This window comes from Kosakonia cowanii JCM 10956 = DSM 18146 (assembly GCF_001975225.1).
GTDB classification, from domain to species: Bacteria; Pseudomonadota; Gammaproteobacteria; order Enterobacterales; family Enterobacteriaceae; genus Kosakonia; species Kosakonia cowanii.
The window spans coordinates 4,017,473-4,044,405 of sequence record NZ_CP019445.1 but is presented as its reverse complement, the minus strand read 5'-3'; the positions used below and the strand labels follow the sequence as shown (position 1 = coordinate 4,044,405).

The following is a 26,933-nucleotide window of genomic DNA, read 5'->3' as shown; positions in this document are numbered from 1 at the left end:
AAGAAATTCCTTTGACTCAGCCGGATCGTCAAAGGTCCCCCAAAATGAACAGGGTTGACGGCAATGAAAACACAAAAAATTGGACTGGCTAATTACCTTGCCTACGGGTCGGGCGATTTTCTGGGTGCAGGCACGACGGCGCTTACCGCCGCATGGTTACTCTACTTCTACACCACCTTTTGCGGCCTGACGCCGATTGAAGCGACCTTTATCTTCGCCGCCGCAAGGGTGCTGGATGCGGTGGTCAGCCCGCTGATGGGCTTCCTCACCGATAACTTTGGCTCGACGCGCTTAGGCAAGCGCTTTGGTCGGCGTAAATTCTTTATTCTGCTCGGTATTCCCTGCGTATTTAGCTACTCAATCATGTGGGTAGGGGATATGAGCTTCTGGTATTACCTGCTTACCTATCTGCTGTTTGACGTGGTCTACACCATGATCCTGGTCCCGTATGAGACGCTGGTGCCGGAGATGACCGATGATTTCAAACAGAAAACCAAATTCTCCGGTGCGCGCATCTCTATGGCGCAAATGTCGGCGATCCTCGCCTCGTTTCTGCCTGGCGTGCTGCTGACGCACTTTGGTAAAGACAACGCCGTCTCCTTCTTTTATGCCAGCCTGGTCTTCTCGGTGCTGTGCGCCATTATGCTGACCTTTGTCTGGATCTTTACCTGGGAGCGCCCGCGTGAAGAGTGGACAGAAGCGGCGCTGCGTGCTGAAGAGGAGAAGAAGAGTTTGACGCTCGGGCAGAGCCTGCGCCGGCTGGTGGTGGAACTGAGTTCGACGCTGCGCATTAAGATTTTCCGCCAGCATCTTGGCATGTATCTCGGCGGCTATATCGCCCAGGATGTGTTTAACGCCGTCTTCACCTACTACGTGGTGTTTGTGCTGATGCAGGAGGCGTCATTAGCCTCGAACCTGCTCGGCACGATGGCGATTTTCCAGTTCATTGCGGTGATCGCAATGATCCCGCTCTGCATCCGCTTCGGACCGGCACCCTCCTACCGCATGGTGGTGGTGCTGTTTGGCCTCAGTGCCATCTCCTATGCGGTGCTCTACTACGCCGGCTTAAGCGATGTCTACTCGCTGCTACTGCTGATCTCTGCCGTGGCGGGTCTGGGACGCGGGGGCATCAACTATGTGCCATGGAATACCTACACCTATATTGCCGATATTGATGAAGTCGTGACCGGCCAGCGCCGCGAGGGGATCTTCGCCGGGATCATGACCCTGACCCGTAAAGCCTCGCAGGCGGGGGCAGTGATGCTGGTGGGCATTGTGATGCAGGCCTCCGGTTTTGTCTCCGGGCAGAAAACCCAGTTGCCGGAAGTGAGCCACACCATTTTGATGGTCATGTGTTTCGGCACCGTCGCCGTGCTCTGCTGCGGTTTCCTCGTCTCCCTGCGCTTTAAGCTCAACCTGAAAACCCACAGCGTGCTGCGTGCAGAGACGGCAAAAATGCGCCAGAACGGCCGCGCAATGCCGGAGAACATCACGCCAGAGGCGCGTGAAACGGTCGAGATGCTGGCGGGGATGCCGTATGAATCCCTGTGGGGCAATAACAACATTGGTTTTCTGAATCGCAATAAACCGGCTGCGCCCACGCTGGAAGAGGCGCATCTGAAATCGACTTATAACTGAGGTTAATACTATGAAGGTTTGGCCTGTCAAACAGAGCCCGTTACTGCGTCAGCCAGAGCGTTTTATCGCCCGTGATGAACTGAAAGCGTTGATCCGCAAGGTGACGCACAATCTCGTCAATATTCACGATGATAGCGGCGAATTTTTACTCCGTCTCGACGATGGTCGTGTGATTGACACTAAAGGCTGGGCCGGATGGGAGTGGACGCACGGCGTCGGGCTGTATGGGATGTATCAGTATTATCGCCAGACCGGCGATGAAGATATTCTTGGCGTGATTGATAGCTGGTTTGCCGATCGCTTTGCCGAGGGGGCAACCACCAAAAACGTCAATACCATGGCGCCGTTCCTGACGCTGGCGTACCGCTATGAAGAGACGCGCAACCCGGCGTTTCTACCCTGGCTGGAGAGTTGGGCAGAGTGGGCGATGAGTGAGATGCCGCGCACCGATCACGGCGGCATGCAGCACATCACGCTGGCGGAAGAGAACCACCAGCAGATGTGGGACGACACGCTGATGATGACGGTGCTGCCGCTGGCGAAAATCGGCAAATTGCTCAACAAACCGGAGTATGTGGAAGAGGCGGTCTATCAGTTCCTGCTGCATGTGCAGAATCTGATGGATCGCGAAACGGGGCTGTGGTTCCACGGCTGGAACTACGACGGGATGCACAACTTCGCAAAAGCGCGCTGGGCGCGTGGCAACAGCTGGCTGACAATCGTCATTCCTGATTTTCTCGAGCTGGTGGATCTGCCAGAGAATAACGCCGTGCGCCGTTATCTGGTGCAGGTGCTGAATGCGCAGATAGCGGCGCTGGCAAAATGTCAGCATCAGAGCGGGCTGTGGCATACGCTGCTGGACGATCCCGACTCCTATCTGGAAGCCTCCGCCACCGCCGGGTTTGCCTATGGCATGCTGAAGGCCTTGCGCAAGCGTTATATCAGTGCCGATTACGCGCCGGTCGCCGAGCGGGCGGTGAAGGCGATCGTCGAAAATATCTCACCAGAAGGGGAGTTGTTGCAGGTCTCATTCGGCACAGGAATGGGCAGCGATCTCGAGTTTTATCGCCAGATCCCATTAACCTCCATGCCCTATGGCCAGGCGATGGCGATGCTCTGTTTGACCGAGTATCTGCGCAAATATTTTTGAGTGCGATGAAAAAGAAAACCCCGGCAAGCCGGGGTTTTTTATTGGGGAGGTATTCCGGGCGTTATTGCCTGATGGCGCTTCGCTTATCAGGCCTACGGATTACGCGGCCTGAATGATGGCGCAGGCCGGATAAGGCGCAGCCGCCATCCGGCGTTGAGGTACATAGCTGGCATCATTGCCTGATGGCGCTTCGTTTATCAGGCCTACGGGTTACGCGGCCTGAATGATGGCGTAGGCCGGATAAGGCGCAGCCGCCATCCGGCAATTACATACGCTCGACGGTTTCGATGCCCAGCGTCTCCAGACCCAGCTTCAGGGTTTTCGACGTCAGCAGCGCCAGCTTCAGGCGGCTGAGGCGAATCTCATCGCTTTCGGCGGTGAGGATCGGGCAGTGCTCGTAAAAGCCGGAGAAGAGACCGGCGACATCGTAGAGATAAGCGCACATCACGTGCGGCGTGCCTTCACGGGCAACCACGCTCAGGGTCTCTTCAAACTGCAGCAGACGCGCGGCCAGCTGCGCTTCACGATCTTCGCGGATCGCGACCTGCGCGTTTTCCAGCACCTGCTCTTCAATGCCCGCTTTGCGAAACACCGACAGCACGCGGGTGTAGGCGTACTGCATATACGGCGCGGTGTTACCCTCAAACGCCAGCATATTGTCCCAGTCGAAGACGTAATCGGTAGTGCGGTTTTTCGACAGATCGGCATATTTCACCGCGCCAATACCGACCGCATTCGCCAGCTTCTCCAGCTCGTCCGCCGGCATCTCCGGGTTCTTCTCCGCCACCAGGCGACGGGCGCGCTCCAGCGCTTCGTCCAGCAGATCGGAGAGTTTCACCGTCCCGCCCGCGCGGGTTTTGAACGGCTTGCCATCTTTGCCCAGCATCATGCCGAACATGTGGTGCTCCAGCGGCACCGACTCCGGCACATAGCCCGCTTTACGCACGATGGTCCACGCCTGCATCAGATGCTGGTGCTGACGGGAGTCGATGTAGTAAAGCACGCGATCGGCATGCAGGGTTTCATAACGGTACTTGGCACAGGCGATATCCGTGGTGGTGTAGAGGTAGCCGCCATCCTTCTTCTGGATGATGACGCCCATCGGTTCGCCCTCTTTATTTTTGTATTCGTCGAGGAAGACCACGGTGGCGCCTTCGCTCTCGACCGCCAGCCCTTTGGCTTTCAGATCGGCGACGATGCCCGGCAGCATCGGGTTGTAGAGGCTTTCACCCATCACATCTTTACGTGTCAGGGTAACGTTCAGGCGCTCATAGGCCTGCTGGTTCTGGCTCATGGTGATATCGACCAGCTTGCGCCACATTTCGCGGCAATACTCATCGCCACCCTGCAGCTTAACCACGTAGTTGCGCGCGCGCTCAGCAAAGGCGGCATCTTCGTCGTAGTGTTTTTTCGCTTCGCGGTAGAACCCTTCCAGGTCCGCCAGCGCCATTTCACCCGCGTTCTCCTGCTGCTTGAGTTCGAGGAAGGCGATCAGCATGCCGAACTGGGTGCCCCAGTCGCCGACATGGTTCGCGCGAATCACGTTGTGACCGAGGAACTCAAGGGTGCGCACGGCGGCGTCGCCAATGATGGTGGAGCGCAGGTGGCCAACGTGCATCTCTTTCGCCACGTTCGGCGCGGAGTAATCCACCACGATGGTTTGCGGCTGCGGAACAGACACCCCAAGGCGATCGGATTTCAGCGCCTGATCAACGTTTTCAGCGAGAAACTCCGGCGCGAGGAAGATATTGATAAAACCAGGCCCTGCAATCTCCACTTTGTGGGCGATGCCATCGAGGGAGAGGTGAGTCAGAACTTGCTCAGCGAGTTGTCGCGGGGCCATACCCAGTTTTTTGGCAACTGCCATCACGCCGTTAGCCTGATAGTCGCCGAACTGAACTTTTGCTGACTGCCGGACCTGCGCTTCGCACTCTGCGGGGGCGCCTGCCGCAATCATGGCCTGACTGACTTTTTCTGAGAGAAGTGCCTGAATATTCACCGGGATACCTTACATTTGCGACGCCGCGAAAGAGGGCGGCGTCCGGGTGTTTATGAAAGGCGGGAGTATACTGCAAATGCCCGGTGGCGTCAGCACCGCATAACACGGTAGATTATGCGCTTTGTTATGAGTTGCGAGCACTGTTATGCGCCATTGGCAAACTATCGAAGAGTTGCAGGATATCGTGGAAGATCTGCCGCGTTTTACCACGGATCTGCAAAATTTCACTTCCCGTCTTGGGCTGTCTATCGCACCCTTAGATGCCGACCATATCTCCCTGCGTTGCCATCAGAACGCCACGGCAGAGCGCTGGCGGCGCGGGTTTGAGCAGTGCGGCGAACTGCTGTCGGAAAATATCATTAATGGCCGCCCCATCTGCCTGTTTAAATTGTACGAACCGGTCTGCGTCGCTCACTGGCAGTTCAGCGTGGTGGAGCTGCCCTGGCCGGGTGAGAAGCGCTATCCCCATGAAGGGTGGGAGCACATTGAGATCGTCCTGCCGGGTGAGGTGGAAACGCTGAATGCCCGGGCGCTGGCGCTACTGGGCGATGAAGGGCTGAGCCAGCCTGGGATCGCGGTAAAAACCAGCGCGCCAAAAGGCGAGCGCGAGCGGCTGCCCAACCCGACGCTGGCGGTGACAGATGGCAAAGTGACGGTGAAGTTTCACCCGTGGAGCATTGAAGCTATCGTTGCCAGTGAGCAGTAAAGGCACGCGTGAGGCCACTCTGCGCGGGCGATAAGAGGAAAAGGAGACGTGATGACATTACTGGAGATCTGCTGTTACAGCGTTGAGGATGCGCTTATCGCCGAGCAGCACGGCGCCGACCGTATTGAGTTTTGCGCCGCACCGAAAGAGGGCGGGCTGACGCCATCGTTTGGCGCGTTGCAGGCTGTGCGTGAGGCGGTGACCATTCCCGTGCATCCCATTGTGCGGCCGCGCGGCGGCGATTTTTGCTATCGCGATGATGAGTTTCAAGTGCTGCTGGCGGATATCGAGCGGGTGCGCGAGCTTGGCTTTCCGGGTGTGGTGACCGGCGTGCTGAATGAGGACGGTGAAGTTGATGTGGCGAGAATGGCGCAGATAATGGGTGCCGCGCAGGGGATGGCGGTGACATTTCATCGCGCCTTCGATATGTGCGCCAATCCCCATCAGGCCATTGAAATATTGGCACAATCAGGCGTGGCGCGCATCCTGACGTCCGGGCAGCAGGCGACGGCGGAAAAAGGAGTTTCACTTATTACGGAACTAAATGCACTTCCCGGTGTTCCAATCATTATGGCTGGCGCAGGCGTGCGTCCTGACAACCTTGAATTGTTTCTTCGCGCCGGATTAAAAGAGGTGCATAGCTCGGCAGGACGCTGGACGGCGTCGCCGATGCGCTATCGCAATAGCGGATTATCGATGTCATCCGACGCGAGCGCTGATGAATATGCCCGCTACGGTGTCGACAAAGAGGCCGTCGCAGAGATGAAAGCGCTGATTGTTCACTACCGCCAGTAACCGTTTTTACCGCCGCATCATGTCGCCCAATGTGATGCTTGCTTGTACCAGGCCCCTGCCATTAACAGGGGCCTTTTTTTGTCTACGGTTTACGGGCAATGAGCACCGCGCGCAGCGGCGCGGGGTAGCCTTCCACCGTTTTTGTGCGATCGTTGGGGTCAAGGAAGTCGGCCAGCGATTCGGTCACCATCCACGACGTGCGGCGCTGCTCATCGCAGCTTGTCACGTTGGCATCAACGATGCGCACATCGACAAAGCCACACTTCTCCAGCCAGTTTTTTAACGCCAGCGCGGAGGGGATAAAGTAGACGTTGCGCATCTGCGCGTAGCGGTCGCCCGGCACCAGCACGGTATTTTCGTCGCCTTCCACCACCAGTGTTTCCAGCACCAGCTCACCCTCTTTAACCAGCTGATCTTTCAACTGCCAGAGATGCTCCAGCGGTGAGCGGCGATGGTAGAGCACGCCCATGGAAAAGACCGTGTCAAAGGCGTTCAGCGCAGGTAACTGCTCAATGCCGAGCGGCAGGAGATGCGCGCGTCGATCGTCACCTAACAACTTGCGCACCGCTTCAAACTGGCAGAGGAAAAGCTGGGTGGGGTCGATACCGACCGCCAGCTGCGCGCCGGCGCCAATCATGCGCCACAGGTGATACCCGCTGCCGCAACCGACATCCAGAATAGTGCGTCCGCGCAGGTCAGAAAGATGCGGCAGAACGCGATCCCACTTCCAGTCCGAGCGCCATTCGGTGTCAATATCAAGACCGTAGAGTGAAAACGGCCCTTTACGCCACGGCATCAGGTTACGCAGCAGCGTCTCCATCCCCTTTAACTGCCCGGCGCTTAATGGTTCGGCGCTGCGCGCGGTGACGCCATTGACGAAGTCGATCGAGTCCGGCGTCAGGCTGGGCAGGAATTCTACGGCGTTATTCCACTGCTTGAACTGCCCGTGCAGGGTTTCGCGCTGCCAGGCGGCGATTTGCGCCGGTAAGGTCTCCAGCCAGTGGGTGAGGGGACCGGTGGCGATCTGCTGATAAAAACGGCCAAACTCGATCATGACTGCACCGCCTTCAGTGCCACCAGTGAACCGAAGTTAAAGCACTGGAACCACAATTCGCTGTGCTCAAAACCCGCGGTGCGCAGGCGCGCTTTGTGGGCTTCGACGGAGTCCGTCAGCATCACATTCTCCAGCATGCTGCGCTTCTGGCTAATCTCCAGCTCGCTGTAACCATTGGCGCGTTTGAAGTCATGGTGCATGTTGAACAGCAATTCGCCGACGGTGTGATCTTCAAAACTGAATTTCTCTGACAACACCAGTGCGCCGCCCGGGTTCAGCCCCTGGTAAACTTTTTGCAGCAGCTTCAGACGGTCGTCGGGTTCGAGAAATTGCAGGGTGAAGTTAAGCACCACCAGCGAGGCGTTGTTAATCTCGATATCGCGAATATCGCCCTCATTCACCTCAACCGGCGTCGGCGCTTTATAGGCGTCAATATGACGGCGGCAGCGTTGAACCATCGCAGGCGAGTTGTCGACGGCAATAATTTTGCAGTTTTCATGATGAATATTGCGGCGCACCGAGAGCGTGGCGGCGCCCAGCGAGCAGCCAAGATCGTAAACCTGCGTGCCGGGCTGCACAAAGCGCTCCGCCAGCATGCCGATCATCGAAATAATATTGGAGTAACCCGGAACGGAACGCTGGATCATATCCGGGAAGACTTCAGCTACCCGTTCATCGAAGGTCCAGTCGCCGAGGCGGGCGATAGGCGCGGAAAAAAGCGTGTCGCGGTGAGGCATAGTGTAAATATCCGGGAAAACAAAGGGGCGTATTGTGCGCTAACGCAGGGAGAAAACCAACTCCCAGGGCATATACCACACATTCGCCAGCACCATCAGCAGCAGGGAGCAGAGCGTTGCGCCCATCCCATAACGCCGCCAGTAGACCAGCCGGTGATGCAAACCGTAATAGTGCATCAGGCGGCCAACAATAAGCATGATGCCGCAGAGATGTACCATCCAGTTTTGCGCGCCGTTCATCTCCATAAACAGCAGCAGGATCAGCGCAACGGGAATGTACTCAACGGCGTTGCCGTGAATACGCATCGCGTTCTGCAACTCACTAAACCCGCCGTCGCCAAAGCTCACACGGTACTGCATACGCAGACGAATCACATCAGAAGCAAATTTAACCAGTAATAACGCACCCAGCACGGCATACAACGCGCTTACCATACAAACTCCCTTTAAGGTTACGGCGATGGCCCATCAATGATAGGTGCTGCGCTTAAAAAAGAGAAGATTGTAACGGCAGGGAGGGCGCCTCGCCGATGACCGGTAAAGCCGTGCGAAGATCCTGCCACAGCGTTTCGACCAGCTCGGGAGCCTGGGCGATATCAGGTGTGTGCAGAAACAGATAGGGCGTGGTGGTCTGCTCCCAGATTGGCAGCTTGTTTAACCAGACGGCGAAGAGTTCGCGGTTCTGCGCCATATCGTCACTGCCGATAAAGCGCACCATCGGATGCGCGGCGGTGACCAGCGCGTGCACCGGCACTTTTGGCTTCTTGCGCTGGGCTTCACGCACCGCTTCGCTGTGCGGTTTCGCGCTGTGCACCGGGCGGCTGTCGAGCATCACGCGATTGACTTTGCGGGCGTGCAGCCCCTGGTTAAGGGCTTTCTCCTCTTCGCCTTTTTCAAAGAAGGCGGGGTGGCGCACCTCGACACCGTAAGTAAAGCCTGCGGGCAGCGCATCAAGAAAAGCCCACAGCGCAGGGAGATCGCGCGGGCCAAAGGTCGCTGGCAGCTGGAGCCAGTACTGCCCAATCCTGCCCGCGAGCGGCGACATGCGGCTAAAAAATTCGTGGGTTAGATCATCACAGTTACGCAGCGCCGCCTGATGGGAGATGGTAGCGGGAAACTTAAAGCAGAAGCGGAAATCATCGCTGGTCTGGTCGTGCCAGCGCGCGACAATCTCCGCTTTCGGTAGCGCATAGAGCGTGGTATTACCCTCGACACAGTTGAAGTGACGGGCATACTCCTCAAGGGAGGTGATCCCAAGGCGCACCCATTTCGGGTGCGACCACTGCGGCAGGCCGATATAGATCATAACGCGGCGATAATCTCCTCGCTGCTGCGCACGCGACCGATACGCGGGAAGATGTTTTTCATGCTGCCCAGATGCTGTTCGGCATCGGCGGCGCTGCAAGCATCTTCGGCGATCACCAGTGAAAAACCCATCTCCCAGGCGTTGCGGGCGGTGGATTCGACGCCGATATTGGTCGAAATGCCGCACAGCACGATGGTGTCGATACCGCGACGGCGCAGCTGCATTTCCAGATCGGTGCCATAAAAAGCGCCCCACTGGCGTTTTGTTACCTCAATATCGCTCGGCTGTTTGCCAAGCGCTGCCGGGTAATCCCACCAGTTTTCCGGCAGGCCGTGACCGCCCATCGCGGCATCCACCGGTTGTTTCAGCGCTTCGGCAAAATCCGCCGACCAGCCGACGCGCACCAGCACCACCGGTGCGCCGTTGGCACGAAACTTCTCGGCCAGCCGTGCCGAACGTGTTACGACGTCCTGCGCAGTATGCGGGCCGCCGGCAAAGGGCAGAATGCCTTCCTGAAGATCGATAACCACCAGTGCCGTTTTCGCTGTGTTGAGTTCCAGCATGTTCACTCCTGAAAAAATAATCGCGTTGGGGCGTTACCTTACGCGCTCTTTCCGCGCGCCGGGTTTACAATTTTTGTTAAATTTTGTGAGAATGCGCAATAAGCGCGCAGCAAACGTGCGTACAGTCGGTAGCGGGCTTATCGTGGGTCATTATTTCCAGTATAATAGCCCCCTTTTTTCATCCAGATGTGACATACGAAAATAGCTGCCCCCAGCGCGCCTGCGCCGCAGGTGGTGGGTGATGCGCAGCTAATTAAGGGATATCTCATGCGTACAGTATATTGCGGGCAGCTCAATCAGTCCCATGTCGGACAGCAAGTAACGCTTTGTGGGTGGGTCAACCGCCGTCGTGACCTCGGTAGCCTTATCTTTATCGATATGCGCGATCGTGAAGGCATCGTGCAGGTGTTTTTCGACCCGGACCGTCAGGATGCGTTCCAGCTCGCCTCTGAACTGCGTAATGAGTTCTGCATTCAAATTACCGGTACTGTTCGCGCCCGCGAAGGCAAAAATGCCAACAAAGAGATGGCCACCGGTGAAGTGGAAGTTTTCGCCACCGAACTGACCATCATCAACCGCGCTGACGCGCTGCCGCTCGATTCTAACCACGTCAACACCGAAGAAGCGCGTCTGAAGTACCGCTACCTCGACCTGCGCCGTCCAGAGATGGCGCAGCGCCTGAAAACCCGTGCGAAAATCACCAGCTTCGTGCGCCGCTTTATGGATGACCACGGTTTCCTCGACATCGAAACGCCGATGCTGACCAAAGCGACACCGGAAGGCGCGCGCGATTACCTGGTGCCGAGCCGCGTGCATAAAGGCAAATTCTACGCGCTGCCGCAGTCCCCACAGCTTTTCAAACAGCTGCTGATGATGTCCGGCTTTGACCGTTACTACCAGATCGTCAAATGCTTCCGCGATGAAGATCTGCGCGCTGACCGTCAGCCGGAATTTACCCAGATCGATGTGGAAACCTCCTTTATGACCGCGCCGCAGGTGCGTGAAGTGATGGAAGCGCTGGTTCGCCAGCTGTGGCAGGAAGTGAAAGGCGTCGATCTCGGTGAGTTCCCGATCATGACCTTTGCCGAAGCCGAGCGTCGTTACGGCTCCGATAAGCCGGATCTGCGTAACCCGATGGAGCTGGTGGACGTGGCCGACCTGCTGAAAGCGGTCGAGTTTAAAGTCTTCTCTGGCCCGGCCAACGATGCCAAAGGCCGCGTTGCCGCACTGCGTGTGCCGGGCGGCGCGCAGCTTAGCCGTAAGCAGATTGATGACTACGGCAAGTTTGTCGAAATTTACGGCGCGAAAGGGCTGGCCTACATCAAAGTTAACGAAGCGGCAAAAGGCCTTGAGGGCATTACCAGCCCGGTCGCGAAATTCCTCAACGCTGAGATCGTGAGCGAAATTCTGTCGCGCACCGGCGCGCAGGATGGCGACATGATCTTCTTCGGTGCCGACAGCAAGAAAGTGGTTGCCGATGCGCTGGGCGCGCTGCGTCTGAAGCTGGGTAAAGACCTGAGCCTGACCGACGAAAACAAATGGGCGCCGCTGTGGGTTATCGACTTCCCGATGTTTGAAGACGACGGCGAAGGCGGCCTGACGGCGATGCACCACCCGTTCACCGCGCCGCGCGACATGAGCCCGGCTGAGCTGAAAGCGGCACCGGAAACGGCGATCGCTAACGCCTACGATATGGTTATCAACGGCTACGAAGTGGGCGGCGGTTCCGTACGTATTCATAACGGCGAAATGCAGCAGACGGTGTTTGGCATTCTTGGTATCAATGAGCAGGAGCAGCGCGAGAAGTTCGGCTTCCTGCTCGACGCCCTGAAATATGGTACGCCGCCGCACGCGGGCCTGGCGTTTGGTCTCGACCGCCTGACCATGCTGCTGACCGGCACCGACAACATCCGTGACGTTATCGCGTTCCCGAAAACCACGGCTGCGGCCTGCCTGTTGACCGAAGCGCCGAGCTTTGGCAACCCGACCGCGCTGGCGGAACTCGGTATCTCTGTTATCAAAAAAGAGACGCCGGAGAATAAATAAGATGTCCTTTAAGCATCCCGTTTCTGTGCTGGTGGTGATTTATGCCGAAGAGACAAAACGGGTGCTGATGTTGCAGCGACGCGACGATCCCGAGTTCTGGCAGTCGGTTACCGGCAGCCTGGAGCCGGGTGAAAGCGCGTTGCAGGCCGCCGCGCGCGAAGTCATGGAAGAGGTCAATATCGATGTCGGCGCAGCGCCGCATCGTCTTATTGACTGCCAGCGCACGGTGGAATTTGAAATTTTCAGTCATTTACGTCATCGCTACGCGCCGGGTGTGACACACAACACCGAATCCTGGTTTTGTTTAGTGCTGCCCCACGAATGCCCGATTGTGTTTACCGAACACCTGGCATACCGCTGGCTCGATGCGCCCGCTGCGGCGGCATTGACCAAGTCGTGGAGCAACCGGCAGGCGATTGAAGAATTTGTTATTAACGCCGCCTGAACGGCGGTTTTTTCTGGAGAATTTTTTATGGCAGGTCACAGTAAATGGGCCAACACCAAACACCGCAAAGCGGCACAGGATGCCAAACGCGGTAAGATCTTCACCAAAATTATTCGTGAGCTGGTAACAGCAGCACGTCTGGGCGGCGGCGATATCGCTTCTAACCCGCGTCTGCGCGCGGCGGTAGATAAAGCGCTCTCCAACAACATGACCCGTGACACTCTGAACCGCGCCATCGCACGCGGCGTCGGCGGCGATGACGACGCGAACATGGAAACCATCATTTATGAAGGTTACGGCCCTGGCGGCACCGCGGTGATGGTCGAGTGTCTGAGTGACAACCGTAACCGTACCGTTGCTGAAGTGCGTCACGCCTTCAGCAAGTGCGGCGGTAACCTGGGTACCGACGGCTCCGTGGCCTACCTGTTCAGCAAGAAAGGGGTGATCTCTTTCGAAGCGGGCGACGAAGACACCATTATGGAAGCGGCGCTGGAAGCGGGTGCTGAAGACGTTGTGACCTATGACGACGGCGCGATTGACGTTTACACCGCCTGGGAAGAGATGGGCGCCGTGCGCGATGCGCTGGAAGCTGCCGGTCTGAAAGCGGACAACGCTGAAGTGTCGATGATCCCATCGACCAAAGCAGATATGGATGCGGAAACCGCGCCGAAACTGCTGCGCCTGATCGATATGCTGGAAGATTGCGACGATGTGCAGGAGGTTTACCACAACGGTGAGATCTCCGACGAAGTGGCGGCAACCCTGTAATAGCTGGCAGCCCGCAGGGCGTGCTCGCCTCGCGCCCCGGTCACAAGGTTAATCTGTGTGGCCGGGAACGCACCGGGTAGCCGGCTTCCTGCGAACTGTTTGGGTGTTCGGCATCACCAGGATTATTGCGTTAAGCGGAGAGAAATAATGGCGATTATTCTCGGGATCGACCCGGGTTCACGTATCACCGGTTATGGTGTGATTCGCCAGACAGGCCGCCAGCTGACCTACCTTGGCAGCGGCTGCATCCGCACGAAAGTTGACGATCTGCCGTCGCGCCTGAAGCTGATTTACGCGGGCGTGTCGGAGATCATCACTCAGTTTCAGCCGGACTTTTTTGCCATCGAACAGGTGTTTATGGCGAAAAACGCCGACTCGGCGCTGAAACTGGGGCAGGCGCGCGGCGTAGCGATTGTCGCCGCCGTCAATCAGGACTTACCGGTCTTTGAGTATGCCGCCCGTCAGGTTAAGCAGACGGTGGTCGGCATTGGTAGCGCGGAGAAGAGCCAGGTGCAGCACATGGTGCGCACGCTGTTGAAACTCCCCGCCAACCCGCAGGCAGATGCCGCCGATGCGCTGGCGATTGCCATTACCCACTGTCATGTCAGCCAGAATGCGTTACAGGTGAGCAGTACAAGGCTCAACCTGGCACGCGGACGGTTACGTTAAAAAGCGCCGGTTGCGGCGCTTTTTTTATCGCTTCTGCTGTAACAGCAAGCGTATTTTATCCGCATCTTCCTCGCCCGAGGGGCTATAGACCACCAGCGTCAAATCGGGCTGTCCCTCAACGGAAAAACTGGAGTACTCCAGCGAGAGCCGACCTGCACTGGCGTGGAAAATCACTTTTGTGCCTTCGCCCATCACCTCGATATCATTGGTTTGCCACAGCCGGGCAAACTCCGGCGACGCCGCGCTCAATTCATCGACCAGCGGCTGGACTTCAAGTGACGCACCGGCCCGCGTCGTTTCGGCGCGAAACGCCGCGACCAGAAAGCGCGTCAGACCCTGCCAGTCGGCCTGAGAAGCACGCGCCTGTGGGTTAAGAAAGATGCGGCGCAGGATATTGCGCTCCTGCGCGGGAAGGGTGGCGTAATCGGCCAGCACCGCCGTGGCGGCCCTGTTCCAGGCAAGCACATCCCAACTGGCATTGCGGATCATCGCCGGGCTGTAGGGCATACTCTCCAGCACTTTCTGTAACCGCCCGGACACCGCTGCTGCTGGCGCATACGCTACGCCCGGTGCTCGCCCCAGTGCCAGATGGAACACATACTCGCGCTCACGCCCGCTCAGGCAAAGCGCCTGGCAAATCCGCTCCAGTACCTCTTCTGAGGGCATCCCGCCGCGACCCTGTTCAAGCCAGGTGTACCAGGTGGCGCTGATACAGGCCAGATGTGCAACCTCTTCACGCCTCAGCCCTGGCGTGCGGCGGCGCGCGGTGTGAAAACCCAGTGTCTGCGGGTCGAGCTGCGCCCGGCGGGACTTCAAATAACTGCCCAGATCTTTTGCGCTCTGCATCCTGTTAGTCCTTATACCACGATAACGTCACTACTTTTCCCCATCGCGGATATTCAGCAGGATAGCGTCGCGAGTCAACATAAGGAGACACAGATGCATGTTTTTCTGACGGGCGCGACCGGATGGGTCGGCGCAAAAGTAGCAGAGGTGTTATTAGCCGCAGGCCACCAGATGAGCGGCCTGGCGCGTAATGAGGAGAAAGCCCGGGCGTTTATCGCCGCAGGGGGAAAGGTGGTTTATGGCACGCTGGATGACAGCCAGCTGCTATTTGATGCGGCGGCAAAGGCCGATGCGGTGATCCATACCGCGTTTAATCATGACTTCTCCCGCTTTGCAGAAAATTGCGCTCAGGATGAGCGCGCCATTACCGTGATGGGTGATGCGCTGCGCGGAAGTTCGCGTCCCTTATTGGTAACGTCCGGCCTTGCGCGGCTGGTAGCGGGACGCCCGGCGACAGAAGAGGACGCGCCCGCCAGCGGGCCGGATTACCTGCGCCGCTCAGAACAGGCCGCACTGGCGCTGGCGCAACAGGGTGTAAAGACAGCCTGCGTGCGGCTGGCGCCAACGGTACATGGCGTGGGGGATCGTGGCTTTGTTCCTTTCCTGATTGCGCTCGCGAAACAGAGCGGGGTCTCTGCCTGGCAGGAGGACGGGAGCAACCGCTGGGCGGCGGTACACCGCAATGACGCGGCAAATGTCTACCGGCTGGCGCTGGAAAGCGGTGTGACGCAACCGGTGTATCATGCGGTGGCGGAAGAGGGTATCGCGATGCGTGAGATTGCCATCGCAATCGGCAAAATGCTCGGGGTGCCCGCAGAGCCGCGCGAGGCGTCTCATTTTGGCTGGTTTGCTGGCTTCGCCGGCATGGAGATGTCGGCCTCAAGTGAACAGACGCGCAGGACGCTGGGATGGCAACCTGCGGGGCATGATTTATTAACCGATCTGCACGATACCGACTATTACGTGAATTCCTGAAGCGCGTTCGCGCTTTTTCCTTCATTATCGGCTGGATATCTATCCAGCCTTTTTTTATGATACAGCATTACTTTTTTAGCACTTAGCGCAGGAGCGTCACGTGATAGGCAGACTCAGAGGCATTATTGTCGAAAAACAACCCCCGCTGGTCCTGCTTGAGGTCGGTGGGGTAGGGTATGAAGTTCATATGCCGATGACCTGCTTCTACGAATTGCCGGATGCCGGCAAAGAGGCGACCGTCTTTACGCAGTTTGTGGTGCGCGAAGACGCGCAACTGCTGTACGGCTTTAACAACAAGCAGGAGCGCACCCTGTTCCGTGAGTTGATCAAAACCAACGGCGTTGGGCCGAAGCTGGCACTGGCGATCCTCTCCGGCATGTCGGCGCAGCAGTTTGTGAATGCCGTTGAGCGTGAAGATCCCGCCGCACTGGTGAAACTGCCGGGCATTGGCAAGAAAACCGCTGAGCGCCTGATTGTCGAGATGAAAGACCGCTTTAAAGGGCTGCATGGCGATCTCTTTACTCCGGCGGCAGATTTGGTGCTGGCGTCGCCAGCAAGCCCCTCTACGGATGATGCTGAGCAAGAAGCCGTTGCCGCGCTGGTGTCGCTGGGCTATAAACCGCAGGAAGCAAGCCGGATGATCAGCAAAATCGCGCGTCCGGACGCCAACAGTGAAACCCTGATCCGTGAAGCGCTGCGTGCGGCGTTGTGAGGTAGAGGATGATTGAAGCAGACCGCCTGGTTGCCGCCGCCAGCACAATTGTAGAAGAAGTTGCGGATCGGGCGATTCGACCAAAGCTGCTGGATGAGTATATCGGTCAGCCGCAGGTGCGCTCGCAAATGGAGATCTTTATCCAGGCGGCGAAACTGCGCGGCGACGCGCTGGATCACCTGCTGATTTTCGGCCCGCCGGGGCTGGGTAAAACGACGCTGGCGAATATCGTGGCGAACGAGATGGGCGTGAATCTGCGCACCACCTCCGGCCCGGTGCTGGAAAAGGCGGGCGATCTGGCCGCCATGCTCACCAATCTTGAACCCCATGACGTGCTGTTTATCGATGAAATTCATCGCCTGTCGCCGGTGGTGGAAGAGGTGCTCTACCCGGCAATGGAGGATTACCAACTCGATATCATGATTGGTGAAGGCCCGGCTGCGCGCTCCATCAAAATCGATCTGCCACCCTTTACGCTGATTGGCGCAACGACCCGCGCCGGCTCGCTGACCTCGCCGCTGCGCGATCGCTTTGGCATTGTCCAGCGCCTGGAGTTTTATCAGGTGGCCGACCTGCAGCATATCGTTGGGCGCAGTGCGCGTTTTATGGGGCTGGAGCTGAGCGAAGAGGGGGCGCTGGAAGTGGCGCGCCGTTCCCGCGGCACACCGCGTATCGCCAACCGTCTGCTGCGCCGCGTGCGTGATTTCGCTGAAGTGAAGCACGATGGCGATATCGACGCGGAGATTGCCGCCCAGGCGCTCGATATGCTCAATGTCGATGCCCAGGGCTTCGACTATATGGACCGCAAACTGCTGCTGGCGGTGATTGATAAATTCTTTGGCGGTCCGGTGGGGCTGGATAACCTTGCTGCGGCGATTGGTGAAGAGCGCGAGACCATTGAAGATGTGCTGGAGCCTTATCTGATTCAGCAGGGCTTTTTACAGCGCACGCCGCGCGGCCGCATGGCAACGCCGCGCGCCTGGGATCACTTCGGCATTACGCCGCCCGAAATGCCCTGATGAGCAGTGCCAGCGCCGGGCGGCGCTGGCACAGGATGAGAATTTAGCTGGCGCTCTTTTTCAACATGCTGAAGATAAACAGCACTGCGGCGCAGAGCACCACAGAGGGGCCAGCTGGTGTGTCGTAGAAGGCGGAGAAGGTCAGCCCGCCGGTGACGGCAATTACCCCGACGCCGACAGCCACTGCGGCCATCTGCTCCGGGGTGCGGGCAAAGCGCCGTGCCGTGGCAGCCGGGATGATCAGCAGTGAGGTGATAATCAGCGCGCCGACAAACTTCATCGCCACGCCAATGGTCAGCGCGGTGACCAGCATCAGCAGCAGCTTCACGCGCTGTAATTTCACGCCATCGACAAAGGCCAGTTCCGGGCTAATAGTCATCGACAGCAGGTTGCGCCACTGCCAGAGCAAGATCCCTACTACCAGAACGACACCAAGGGCGATAACAATCAGATCCTCGGGCGTAACGGCCAGCAGGTCACCGAAGAGATACGCCATCAAATCCACGCGGATGTTGGACATCAGGCTGACCACTACCAGGCCAAGCGAGAGCGCGCTGTGCGCCATAATCCCGAGCAGTGTGTCGATCGCCAGATGGGGACGCTTCTCCAGCCACACCAGGCCCGCAGCTAACAGTAACGTGACGGCAATCACGGCGTAGAACGGATTAACATCCAGCAGCAAACCAAAGGCGACGCCGAGCAGAGACGCGTGTGCCAGCGTATCGCCGAAGTATGACATGCGTCGCCAGACGACAAAGGAGCCAAGCGGCCCGGCGGCGCAGGCGAGCATAACCCCGGCAAGCCAGCCGGGTAGTAAAAGTTCAATCATGAGTGTCCGTTACCCTGGCGTAAAATAATGCGGCCCTGAAGATCGTGGCGGTGATTGTGGTTATGGCGGTAAATGCCAAGCTGCTCCGCGCCGCGATGGCCAAACATAGAGATAAATTCGGGATGCATGGAGACCACTTCCGGCGTACCGGAGCAGCAGATATGGTGGTTGAGGCAGAGCACTTCATCGGTCTTTGCCATCACAAGATGTAGATCATGCGAGACCATCAGCACCGCGCAATCCAGCTCTTTGCGCAACTCGTCGATTAAATTGTAGAGCGAGACCTGGCCATTAACGTCAACGCCCTGGGTTGGCTCGTCCAGCACAAGCAGCTGGGGCTGATTGAGCAGGGCGCGGGCAAGCAGCACGCGCTGCGTTTCACCGCCAGAGAGTTTCTGCATCGGCGCATCGATCAGGTGGGCTGCCTGTACGCGTTTCAGCGCCGGGATGAGATCGGCTTTACGCGTGCCTGGGCGCAGACGCATAAAGCGGCCTACAGTAAGAGGAAGCGTAGCGTCGAGCTGCAGTTTTTGCGGCACATAGCCGATGCGCAAAGCTTTATCGCGCTTGATAACCCCCGCGTCGGGTGCTACCAGGCCAAGTACGACGCGCACCAGCGTCGATTTACCCGCGCCGTTAGGTCCGAGCAGCGTCAGAATTTTACCTGGACGCAAATTTAAAGAGATGTCAGAGAGCACGCGGCGTTGACCGAAAGCGACGCTGACATTTTCAAGCGTTATAAGATTCGTCATAGCATTTAAGGGGTTGCAGAAGTTGTCGAATGTTATAATATCACATTCCACACACTCATTACGATGAATAGACGCATTATGTTACATAAAAATACGCTTCTTTGCGCAGCGCTTTCCGCTGCGTTTCTCACCCTAACAGCACAATCCGCTAACGCCGCCGTCGTCACTTCGCTTAAGCCGCTGGGCTTTATTGCATCCGCCATTACAGATGGCGTGACCACAACCGAAGTTATCCTGCCAGACGGTGCCTCCGAGCATGATTATTCTCTGCGTCCTTCTGATGTAAAACGCTTGCAAAACGCGGACTTACTTTTTTGGGTTGGCCCGGAAATGGAAGCCTTCATGGTGCGATCTGCTCAGCAGGTACCTGCGCAAAAACAGGTGGTGATGGCGCAACTCGACGGCGTGAAATCGCAGCTGATGAAAGGCGCGGATGAAGATGAGCATGAGGGTCATGAAGGTCACGATCACGACGAAAATAGTGAGCATCATCACCATCATGGCGAATACAACATGCATTTGTGGTTAAGCCCAGAGATTGCACGGCTTTCGGCGGTTGCAATCCACGATAAATTAGTGGAAGTTATGCCGCAAAGTCGAGCTAAGCTGGACGCCAACCTGAAGGCATTTGAGGCATCATTAGCCCAGGCCGATAAGCAGGTCGGTAACGAGCTGGCACCGCTGAAAGGGAAGGGGTATTTCGTTTTTCATGACGCCTATGGCTACTTTGAAAAACAGTACGGTCTGACTCCGCTGGGTCACTTTACCGTCAACCCTGAAATTCAGCCTGGTGCGCAGCGTTTACATGAAATCAGAACACATTTGGTTGAGCAAAAAGCGGTCTGCGTTTTTGCTGAGCCACAGTTCAGGCCAGCGGTCGTTGAAGCTGTTGCACGAGGAACCTCCGTTCGCATGGGAACGCTGGATCCACTCGGCATCGGTATCAAGTTGGGTAAAGAGAGCTATCCCCAGTTCCTTACACAACTCTCTTCCCAGTATGCGAGCTGCCTGAAAGGAGAATAACGAGGAAGTGAACACGTGCAACAGATAGCCCGCTCTGTCGCCCTGGCATTTAACAATTTGCCGCGACCCCATCGCGTGATGCTGGGGTCGCTCACCGTACTGACCCTCACGGTCGCCGTCTGGCGGCCCTACGTTTATCACCCGAAAATAACGCGCCGATTGTCAAAGCCATCGAGCTGCCTAAAAGCGAAATCCGCTCGTTGCTGCCTGAAGCCAGTGAACCAATTGACCAGTCCACGGCGGATGACGTTGACGATATTCCGCAAGATGAGCTGGATGAGAAAACCGCCAACGAAGCTGGTGTACATGAATATGTCGTCTCGACCGGCGATACGCTCAGCAGCGTCCTGAACCAGTACGGCATTGATATGGGCAACATCAGCCAGCTTGCCGCTGCGGATAAAGAGCTGCGTAATCTGAAAATCGGTCAACAGCTCTCCTGGACACTGACCGCTGATGGTGATTTACAGCGTCTGACGTGGGAGATGTCACGCCGCGAAACCCGCACCTATGACCGCACCGAAAACGGCTTCAAGATGTCCAGCGAGATGCAGCAGGGCGACTGGGTCAATAAGGTGATGAATGGCACCGTCGGCGGCAGTTTTGTTGCCAGTGCGAAAGAGGCGGGCATGAGCAGCGGCGAAATCAGCTCCGTTATCAAAGCGATGCAGTGGCAAATGGATTTCCGCAAACTGAAAAAAGGCGATAAGTTCTCAGTATTGATGTCCCGTGAGATGCTTGACGGTAAGCAGGAGCAGAGCCAGTTGCTCGGCGTGCGTTTGCGTTCTGACGGTAAAGATTACTACGCGTTCCGCGCCGAAGATGGCAAATTCTACGATCGTAACGGCACCGGCCTTGCGAAAGGGTTTATGCGTTTCCCGACCGCGAAGCAGTTCCGCGTCTCCTCTAACTTCAACCCGCGTCGCCTTAATCCGGTCACCGGGCGCGTTGCGCCGCACAAAGGCGTCGACTTTGCCCTGCCGCAGGGTACGCCGGTGCTGGCCGTCGGTGACGGTGAAGTGGTGATTGCGAAGCGCAGCGGCGCGGCGGGCAACTATGTTGCTATCCGCCACGGGCGCACTTATACCACGCGCTATATGCACCTGCGTAAACTGCTGGTGAAACCGGGGCAAAAAGTGAAGCGTGGCGATCGTATCGCGCTCTCGGGCAACACCGGGCGTTCCACCGGGCCACATCTGCATTATGAAGTATGGATCAACCAGCAGGCCGTGAACCCGCTGACCGCTAAACTGCCAAGAACGGAAGGGCTGAGCGGTTCGGATCGTAAGGATTACCTGGCGCAGGTGAGAGAGGTATTACCTCAACTGCGACTCGAGTAATTCGCGTAATAATCAGGCGTTCAAAGCCGGTGCTTGCTTAGCATCGGCTTTTACTTTTGTGCGAAAGATAACGCATCGCTACACTATCCCCTTATCTTGTTGAGATTTTTGACCAGCGGACGATGCATGGAAACCAAAAAAAATAACAGTGAATACATTCCTCAGTTTGAGAGCGAGTTTCGCCATCCGCGCCACTGGGGCGCCTGGCTTGGGGTGCTGGCTTTTGCCGGCGTCGCCCTGATCCCGCCCTCCGTTCGCGATCCGCTTCTGGCGAAACTGGGCCGTTTTGCCGGACGACGCGGAAAAAGTGCCCGCCGTCGTGCGCAGATCAATCTCTACTACTGCTTCCCGGAAAAGAGTGAAGCCGAGCGCGAAGCGATCATCGATCATATGTTTGCCACCGCGCCGCAGGCGATGGTGCTGATGGCCGAAATGGCGCTGCGCGGTACGGAAAAAGTTGCCTCGCGGATTGAGTGGCAGGGCAGAGAGATTATCGATGAGATGCACCGCAACGATGAACGCGTCATTTTCCTCGTGCCGCATGCCTGGGGTGTCGATATTCCGGCGATGCTGATGTCCTCTCAGGGCAAGCGCATCGCGGCGATGTTCCATAACCAGGGCAACAAAGTTTTTGACTACATGTGGAACAAGGTGCGCCTGCGTTTTGGCGGTCGCTTACATGCGCGCAATGACGGCATCAAGCCCTTTATCCACTCGATACGCAACGGCTTTTGGGGATATTACCTGCCGGATCAGGATCACGGCCCCGAGCAGAGCGAGTTCGTCGACTTCTTCGCCACCTACAAAGCGACGCTGCCGGCGATTGGCCGCCTGATGAAAGTGTGCCGCGCCCGTGTGGTGCCGCTTTTCCCGGTTTACGATGCCGAAACGCACCGCCTGACGATTCTGGTGCGCCCGCCGATGGACGATCTGCTGACGGCGGATGACACCACTATCGCGCGGCGGATGAATGAAGAGGTGGAGAACTTTGTCGGCCCGCATCCGGAGCAGTACACCTGGATCCTGAAGCTGCTGAAAACGCGCAAGCCGGGTGAGATCGAGCCCTATAAGCGCAAAGAGCTCTACAAAAAGAAATAGCCAAAAAAAGGCCTCTCACTGTGAGAGGCCTTTTACTTTCTGAGCAATCCGTTATTCGACGGTCAGAATGCGCGTGGTGTTAGTGGTGCCGATGGTGCTCATCACGTCACCCTGCGTCACAATCACCAGATCGCCAGAGAGCAGGTAGCCTTTATCACGCAGCAGATTCACCGCGTCGTTGGCCGCAGCAACGCCGTCGTTATGGCTGTCGAAATAGACCGGCGTCACGCCGCGATAGAGCGCGGTCAGGTTAAGAGTGCGCTCGTGGCGGGAGAGGGCAAAAATCGGCAGGCCGGAGCTGATACGCGAGGTCATCAGCGCGGTACGACCCGATTCGGTCATCGAGATGATCGCCGTAACGCCTTTCAGGTGGTTGGCGGCATACATCGCTGACATGGCAATCGCCTCTTCGACATTGTCGAACTGAATATCGAGACGGTGCTTGGAGACGTTGATGCTTGGGATCTTCTCTGCGCCCAGGCAGACGCGTGCCATCGCGGCAACGGTTTCTGAAGGGTATTGCCCGGCGGCAGTTTCCGCAGAAAGCATCACTGCATCAGTACCGTCGAGCACGGCGTTCGCCACGTCCATCACTTCCGCGCGGGTCGGCATTGGGTTGGTGATCATCGACTCCATCATCTGCGTTGCGGTGATCACCGCACGGTTCAGCTGACGGGCACGGCGAATCAGCGCTTTCTGGATGCCGACCAGTTCCGGGTCACCAATTTCAACACCGAGGTCGCCACGGGCAACCATCACCACGTCAGACGCGAGGATCACATCGTCCATCGCATCCTGGCTGCACACCGCTTCTGCTCGCTCAACTTTGGCGACAATCTTCGCATCGCAGCCTGCATCACGTGCCAGACGACGTGCATAGTTGAGATCTTCGCCGCAGCGTGGGAAGGAGACGGCGAGGTAATCGACGCCAATCAGCGCGGCGGTCACGATATCCGCTTTATCTTTATCGGTCAGCGCTTCAGCAGAGAGGCCGCCGCCCAGTTTGTTGATGCCTTTGTTGTTGGAGAGCGGGCCGCCGACGGTCACTTCGGTAAACACCTGCATGCCCTGAACTTCCAGCACTTTGAGCTGCACGCGGCCATCATCCAGCAGCAGGATGTCGCCCGGCACCACGTCAGCAGGCAGGCCTTTATAGTCGATGCCGACTTTCTCTTTATCGCCTTCACCTTTGCCAAGGTTAGCGTCGAGCAGGAATTTGTCACCGATGTTAAGGAAAACCTTACCTTCCTTAAAAGTGGAGACGCGAATCTTCGGTCCTTGTAGATCGCCAAGGATAGCAACATGACGTCCCAGTTTTGCCGCAATCTCACGCACTTTGTCCGCGCGTAATTTATGATCTTCCGGTGTTCCGTGTGAGAAGTTCATCCGCACCACGTTAGCGCCAGCAGCGATAACCTTTTCGAGGTTATTATCGCGGTCGGTGGCCGGGCCTAAAGTGGTGACGATTTTGGTTCTGCGAAGCCTTCTGGACATGTAATACTCCGTTGACTGAAATAACGAGGTGTTGCGTGAACATGAATTCGGGTTACGCGCGCCGTGACGGGCAAGGCCGCTAACCGAATAGCGTAAGTAACTACCGTTTTTGTTATGGTCTCTTAATGATTATCGTCTTTGATAAGCAGTTCCTTATCAAAGCGCGATTCTTTGAGTGCTTCCTTGACTCGCTTCAAGTTATCCCGGAATTTTGCGCCGCGGCGTAATGTGAACCCGGTCGCCAGCACATCAATAACCGTCAGTTGCGCAAGACGGGACACCATCGGCATATAGATATCTGTATCTTCAGGGACATCCAGCGTGATAGCAAGGGTTGCTTCACGCGCCAGCGGCGTACCCGCTGAGGTCAGTGCAATCACCATGGCATCGTTTTCACGCGCCAGATGCGCCAGCTCCACCAGGCTTTTCGTGCGCCCGGTGTGGGAAATCAGCATAACGACGTCATCATCGCTACAATTCATACAGCTCATGCGTTGCAGCACAATGTCATCGGAGTAGACCACCGGCACGTTGAAGCGGAAAAACTTGTTCATCGCATCGTGGGCGACGGCCGCAGAGGAGCCCAGACCAAAGAAGGCGATTTTTTTCGCCTGCGTCAACAGATCGACAGCGCGATTAACCGCAGCCATATCAAGAGACTGGCGCACATGGTCGAGGCTTGCCATCGCCGACTCGAAGATTTTGCCAGTGTAGGCTTCTACACTGTCATCTTCATCGACATTTCGATTAACATAGGGCGTGCCGTTGGCGAGGCTCTGGGCCAGATGCAGTTTAAAGTCGGGGAAGCCGCGCGTGTCCAGACTGCGGCAAAAGCGGTTTACCGTCGGTTCGCTGACCTCCGCTTGTTGCGCAAGCGCGGCAATACTAGAGTGGATAGCCAGCTGCGGCGCGGTAAGGATCACTTCCGCGACTTTTCGTTCTGATTTGCTAAGGTGTTCCAGTCGGGACTGGATTTTTTCCAGCATATTCATAGGCGTTAATGCGCTCCTGGTGAAACGATTACACTGATTGCGCGAATCGTTACGCAGTTTGCGTCGATATTACGCCTGCGCAGGGTAGAAAGGTAAGTGATACGCTGAAATGTTGTTGTTTTTTTTCATAACATGATCAGAGTCAGATTTTCGCCAGCGGCTGGTGGGCAAATAAGTCGCGCAATCGGCGCAAATATGCGCATTTTTCATGACAACCCAATAACGCACTTCCTGACAAGGCCTGATAGTTTCGGGAATTACGTAAAAGCAGTACAGTGCAGTGTAATAAAATTACAACTGAAGCGCACGATAGCTTCAGGATAGCTAACTGAGGAGAGTGACATGGCGGTAGTCCAAACAGCCCAGGCGTGTGACCTGGTCATTTTCGGCGCGAAAGGCGATCTCGCACGCCGGAAATTGCTGCCTTCCCTGTACCAGCTGGAAAAAGCCGGTCAAATTCATGAGGAGACGCGGATTCTCGGGGTCGGCCGCGCCGACTGGGACAAAGCAGCCTATACCAAAGTGGTCCGTGAAGCGCTCGAAACCTTTATGAAAGAGAAGATCGACGAAAGCTTGTGGGACAAGCTGAGCGGTCGTCTCGATTTCTGCAATCTCGATGTAAACGACACGCCTGCCTTCAAACGCCTCGGCGCGATGCTGGATCAGAAAAACCGCACCACCATCAACTACTTCGCGATGCCGCCGGATACTTTTGGTGCCATCTGTAAAGGGCTGGGCGCTGCGAAGCTCAATGCCAAACCGGCTCGCGTCGTGATGGAAAAACCGCTCGGTAACTCCCTTGAGACCTCCCGTCAGATCAACGATCAGGTGGGTGAGTATTTTGAAGAGTGCCAGGTTTACCGTATCGACCACTATCTCGGTAAAGAGACAGTGCTCAACCTGCTGGCGCTGCGTTTTGCCAACTCCCTGTTCGTCAATAACTGGGATAACCGCACCATTGATCATGTCGAGATCACCGTGGCGGAAGAGGTGGGTATTGAAGGGCGCTGGGGCTATTTCGATCAGGCCGGGCAGATGCGCGATATGATCCAGAACCACCTGCTGCAGGTGCTGTGCATGATCGCGATGTCACCGCCGTCCGATCTCACTGCCGACAGCATTCGCGACGCGAAAGTGAAGGTGCTCAAATCCCTGCGTCGTATCGATCGCACTAACGTGCGGGAGAAAACCGTGCGCGGTCAGTACACCGCCGGTTTCGCCCAGGGTAAGAAAGTGCCGGGCTACCTGGAAGAAGAGGGCGCGAACAAGTCGAGCCATACCGAAACATTTGTTGCGATCCGCGTTGATATCGACGACTGGCGTTGGGCGGGGGTGCCGTTCTACCTGCGTACCGGTAAACGTCTGCCAACCAAATGCTCAGAAGTTGTGGTCTACTTCAAAAACCCGGAACTCAATCTGTTTAAAGAGTCCTGGCAGGAGCTGCCGCAGAACAAACTGACCATTCGCCTGCAGCCGGATGAAGGGGTGGATATCCAGATCCTCAATAAAGTGCCGGGCTGGATCATAAACACAATCTTCAGACCACGAAGCTTGATCTGAGCTACTCCGAAACCTTCAACGAAACCCATCTGGCGGATGCCTACGAGCGCCTGCTGCTGGAGTCGATGCGCGGTATTCAGGCACTGTTTGTGCGTCGCGATGAAGTGGAAGAGGCGTGGAAGTGGGTCGACTCCATTACCGAAGCCTGGGCTGCGGATAACGACTCACCGAAACCGTATCAGGCAGGCACCTGGGGCCCGGTAGCCTCGGTTGCGATGATCACCCGCGATGGTCGCTCCTGGAACGAATTCGAGTAACCATCGAGACTGACGTTGCGCAATTTTACCGGTAACATGATCTAACACAGCTCTGCGAACAATTTTTCTTTTTCAAAGCCCTGCTGGATTCACCAGCGGGGCTTTTTTTATTACACTGGCTGCAGTGATTTTGCCTTTGGGGCGCGGCGCTCAGGTGTTT

At 56.9% G+C, this 26,933-nt stretch carries 24 protein-coding genes and 2 pseudogenes; 15 read left to right on the top strand and 11 right to left on the bottom strand.

The features are described 5' to 3' along the window. Positions 1 to 63 precede the first annotated feature (63 nt). Together BWI95_RS19190 and bglB are read left to right on the top strand one after the other, a co-directional pair. The gene (locus BWI95_RS19190) at positions 64 to 1,638 is read left to right on the top strand and encodes an MFS transporter (protein WP_076770063.1); all 1,575 of its coding nucleotides are present in this window, start codon (positions 64 to 66) and stop codon (positions 1,636 to 1,638) included. Between the two features lie 10 nt (positions 1,639 to 1,648). Beyond that, on the top strand, positions 1,649 to 2,788 hold the full coding sequence (bglB, locus tag BWI95_RS19185; protein ID WP_076770062.1) for a beta-galactosidase BglB: 1,140 nt from the start codon (positions 1,649 to 1,651) through the stop codon (positions 2,786 to 2,788). 265 nt (positions 2,789 to 3,053) lie between these two features. Here bglB and argS read toward each other — a convergent pair whose 3' ends face one another. Further along, entirely contained in the window at positions 3,054 to 4,787 is a 1,734-nt protein-coding gene (gene argS, locus BWI95_RS19180) for an arginine--tRNA ligase (RefSeq protein ID WP_076770061.1), read from the bottom strand. Between the two features lie 145 nt (positions 4,788 to 4,932). On the opposite strand from argS, the gene BWI95_RS19175 reads away from it, so the two are divergent. After that, the gene (locus BWI95_RS19175) at positions 4,933 to 5,493 is read left to right on the top strand and encodes a VOC family protein (RefSeq protein WP_054803262.1); all 561 of its coding nucleotides are present in this window, start codon (positions 4,933 to 4,935) and stop codon (positions 5,491 to 5,493) included. 51 nt (positions 5,494 to 5,544) lie between these two features. After that, positions 5,545 to 6,288 carry a copper homeostasis protein CutC gene (gene cutC / locus BWI95_RS19170; protein ID WP_054803263.1) on the top strand — a complete coding sequence of 248 codons (744 nt, stop codon included), beginning with the start codon at positions 5,545 to 5,547 and terminating at the stop codon, positions 6,286 to 6,288. 82 nt (positions 6,289 to 6,370) lie between these two features. Here cutC and cmoB read toward each other — a convergent pair whose 3' ends face one another. From cmoB to BWI95_RS19145, 5 genes are read right to left on the bottom strand one after another with little or no spacing between them, the layout of a single operon-like run. Beyond that, on the bottom strand, positions 6,371 to 7,342 hold the full coding sequence (gene cmoB / locus BWI95_RS19165) for a tRNA 5-methoxyuridine(34)/uridine 5-oxyacetic acid(34) synthase CmoB (protein ID WP_076770060.1): 972 nt from the start codon (positions 7,340 to 7,342) through the stop codon (positions 6,371 to 6,373). Beyond that, complete coding sequence (cmoA, locus tag BWI95_RS19160; RefSeq protein WP_076770059.1) at positions 7,339 to 8,079, bottom strand: carboxy-S-adenosyl-L-methionine synthase CmoA; 741 nt, start codon at positions 8,077 to 8,079, stop codon at positions 7,339 to 7,341. The genes cmoB and cmoA overlap by 4 nt, the downstream gene beginning before the upstream one ends. A 39-nt stretch (positions 8,080 to 8,118) precedes the next feature. Then, a complete protein-coding gene (locus BWI95_RS19155; RefSeq protein WP_054803264.1) occupies positions 8,119 to 8,514 on the bottom strand; it encodes an MAPEG family protein in 396 nt (131 codons plus the stop codon). 52 nt (positions 8,515 to 8,566) lie between these two features. Continuing rightward, positions 8,567 to 9,385, bottom strand: a complete 819-nt coding sequence (locus BWI95_RS19150) for a DUF72 domain-containing protein (RefSeq protein WP_076770058.1) — start codon at positions 9,383 to 9,385, stop codon at positions 8,567 to 8,569. Next, positions 9,382 to 9,948 (bottom strand): hydrolase, encoded by a 567-nt coding sequence (locus BWI95_RS19145; RefSeq protein ID WP_054803265.1) that lies wholly within the window; start codon positions 9,946 to 9,948, stop codon positions 9,382 to 9,384. The genes BWI95_RS19150 and BWI95_RS19145 overlap by 4 nt, the downstream gene beginning before the upstream one ends. Positions 9,949 to 10,215: 267 nt before the next feature. Between BWI95_RS19145 and aspS the strand changes: the two genes are divergently transcribed. The 4 genes from aspS to ruvC all read left to right on the top strand — a co-directional run bounded on the left by aspS (position 10,216) and on the right by ruvC (position 13,876). Beyond that, positions 10,216 to 11,994 carry an aspartate--tRNA ligase gene (gene aspS, locus BWI95_RS19140; protein ID WP_054803266.1) on the top strand — a complete coding sequence of 593 codons (1,779 nt, stop codon included), beginning with the start codon at positions 10,216 to 10,218 and terminating at the stop codon, positions 11,992 to 11,994. Between the two features lies 1 nt (position 11,995). Then, positions 11,996 to 12,439: a dihydroneopterin triphosphate diphosphatase gene (gene nudB, locus BWI95_RS19135; protein ID WP_076770057.1), complete on the top strand. Its 444-nt coding sequence runs from the start codon at positions 11,996 to 11,998 to the stop codon at positions 12,437 to 12,439. A 27-nt stretch (positions 12,440 to 12,466) separates the two neighbouring features. Then, a complete protein-coding gene (locus tag BWI95_RS19130) occupies positions 12,467 to 13,207 on the top strand; it encodes a YebC/PmpR family DNA-binding transcriptional regulator (RefSeq protein WP_023480072.1) in 741 nt (246 codons plus the stop codon). 147 nt (positions 13,208 to 13,354) lie between these two features. Next, a complete protein-coding gene (gene ruvC, locus BWI95_RS19125; RefSeq protein WP_023480016.1) occupies positions 13,355 to 13,876 on the top strand; it encodes a crossover junction endodeoxyribonuclease RuvC in 522 nt (173 codons plus the stop codon). Positions 13,877 to 13,900: 24 nt separating this feature from the next. Here ruvC and BWI95_RS19120 read toward each other — a convergent pair whose 3' ends face one another. After that, positions 13,901 to 14,722, bottom strand: a complete 822-nt coding sequence (locus BWI95_RS19120) for a helix-turn-helix transcriptional regulator (RefSeq protein WP_054803267.1) — start codon at positions 14,720 to 14,722, stop codon at positions 13,901 to 13,903. A gap of 93 nt (positions 14,723 to 14,815) precedes the next feature. Between BWI95_RS19120 and BWI95_RS19115 the strand changes: the two genes are divergently transcribed. The 3 genes from BWI95_RS19115 to ruvB all read left to right on the top strand — a co-directional run bounded on the left by BWI95_RS19115 (position 14,816) and on the right by ruvB (position 17,428). Further along, on the top strand, positions 14,816 to 15,697 hold the full coding sequence (locus BWI95_RS19115; RefSeq protein ID WP_054803268.1) for an SDR family oxidoreductase: 882 nt from the start codon (positions 14,816 to 14,818) through the stop codon (positions 15,695 to 15,697). A gap of 100 nt (positions 15,698 to 15,797) precedes the next feature. Further along, a complete protein-coding gene (ruvA, locus tag BWI95_RS19110) occupies positions 15,798 to 16,409 on the top strand; it encodes a Holliday junction branch migration protein RuvA (protein ID WP_023480105.1) in 612 nt (203 codons plus the stop codon). A gap of 8 nt (positions 16,410 to 16,417) precedes the next feature. Next, positions 16,418 to 17,428, top strand: coding sequence for a Holliday junction branch migration DNA helicase RuvB (ruvB, locus tag BWI95_RS19105; protein ID WP_076770056.1), 1,011 nt, complete (start codon positions 16,418 to 16,420; stop codon positions 17,426 to 17,428). A gap of 43 nt (positions 17,429 to 17,471) precedes the next feature. Here ruvB and znuB read toward each other — a convergent pair whose 3' ends face one another. Further along, positions 17,472 to 18,257 (bottom strand): zinc ABC transporter permease subunit ZnuB, encoded by a 786-nt coding sequence (gene znuB / locus BWI95_RS19100; RefSeq protein WP_076770055.1) that lies wholly within the window; start codon positions 18,255 to 18,257, stop codon positions 17,472 to 17,474. Then, positions 18,254 to 19,009 carry a zinc ABC transporter ATP-binding protein ZnuC gene (znuC, locus tag BWI95_RS19095; RefSeq protein WP_054803270.1) on the bottom strand — a complete coding sequence of 252 codons (756 nt, stop codon included), beginning with the start codon at positions 19,007 to 19,009 and terminating at the stop codon, positions 18,254 to 18,256. The genes znuB and znuC overlap by 4 nt, the downstream gene beginning before the upstream one ends. 78 nt (positions 19,010 to 19,087) lie before the next feature. Between znuC and znuA the strand changes: the two genes are divergently transcribed. The 3 genes and pseudogenes from znuA (at position 19,088) to lpxM (ending at position 22,470) form a co-directional block, all read left to right on the top strand. Further along, positions 19,088 to 20,032 (top strand): zinc ABC transporter substrate-binding protein ZnuA, encoded by a 945-nt coding sequence (gene znuA, locus BWI95_RS19090; protein ID WP_076770054.1) that lies wholly within the window; start codon positions 19,088 to 19,090, stop codon positions 20,030 to 20,032. A 15-nt stretch (positions 20,033 to 20,047) separates the two neighbouring features. Continuing rightward, positions 20,048 to 21,372 (top strand): annotated as a pseudogene (mepM, locus tag BWI95_RS19085) (murein DD-endopeptidase MepM). Positions 21,373 to 21,498: 126 nt separating this feature from the next. Next, positions 21,499 to 22,470, top strand: a complete 972-nt coding sequence (gene lpxM / locus BWI95_RS19080; protein ID WP_054803271.1) for a lauroyl-Kdo(2)-lipid IV(A) myristoyltransferase — start codon at positions 21,499 to 21,501, stop codon at positions 22,468 to 22,470. A 51-nt stretch (positions 22,471 to 22,521) separates the two neighbouring features. On the opposite strand, the gene pyk is transcribed toward lpxM, so the two are convergent. Next, positions 22,522 to 23,964 (bottom strand): pyruvate kinase, encoded by a 1,443-nt coding sequence (gene pyk / locus BWI95_RS19075; protein ID WP_054803272.1) that lies wholly within the window; start codon positions 23,962 to 23,964, stop codon positions 22,522 to 22,524. Between the two features lie 122 nt (positions 23,965 to 24,086). Continuing rightward, complete coding sequence (locus BWI95_RS19070; protein WP_023480183.1) at positions 24,087 to 24,956, bottom strand: MurR/RpiR family transcriptional regulator; 870 nt, start codon at positions 24,954 to 24,956, stop codon at positions 24,087 to 24,089. 342 nt (positions 24,957 to 25,298) lie between these two features. On the opposite strand from BWI95_RS19070, the pseudogene zwf reads away from it, so the two are divergent. Continuing rightward, positions 25,299 to 26,773 (top strand): annotated as a pseudogene (gene zwf, locus BWI95_RS19065) (glucose-6-phosphate dehydrogenase). The last annotated feature ends 160 nt before the right edge of the window (positions 26,774 to 26,933 follow it).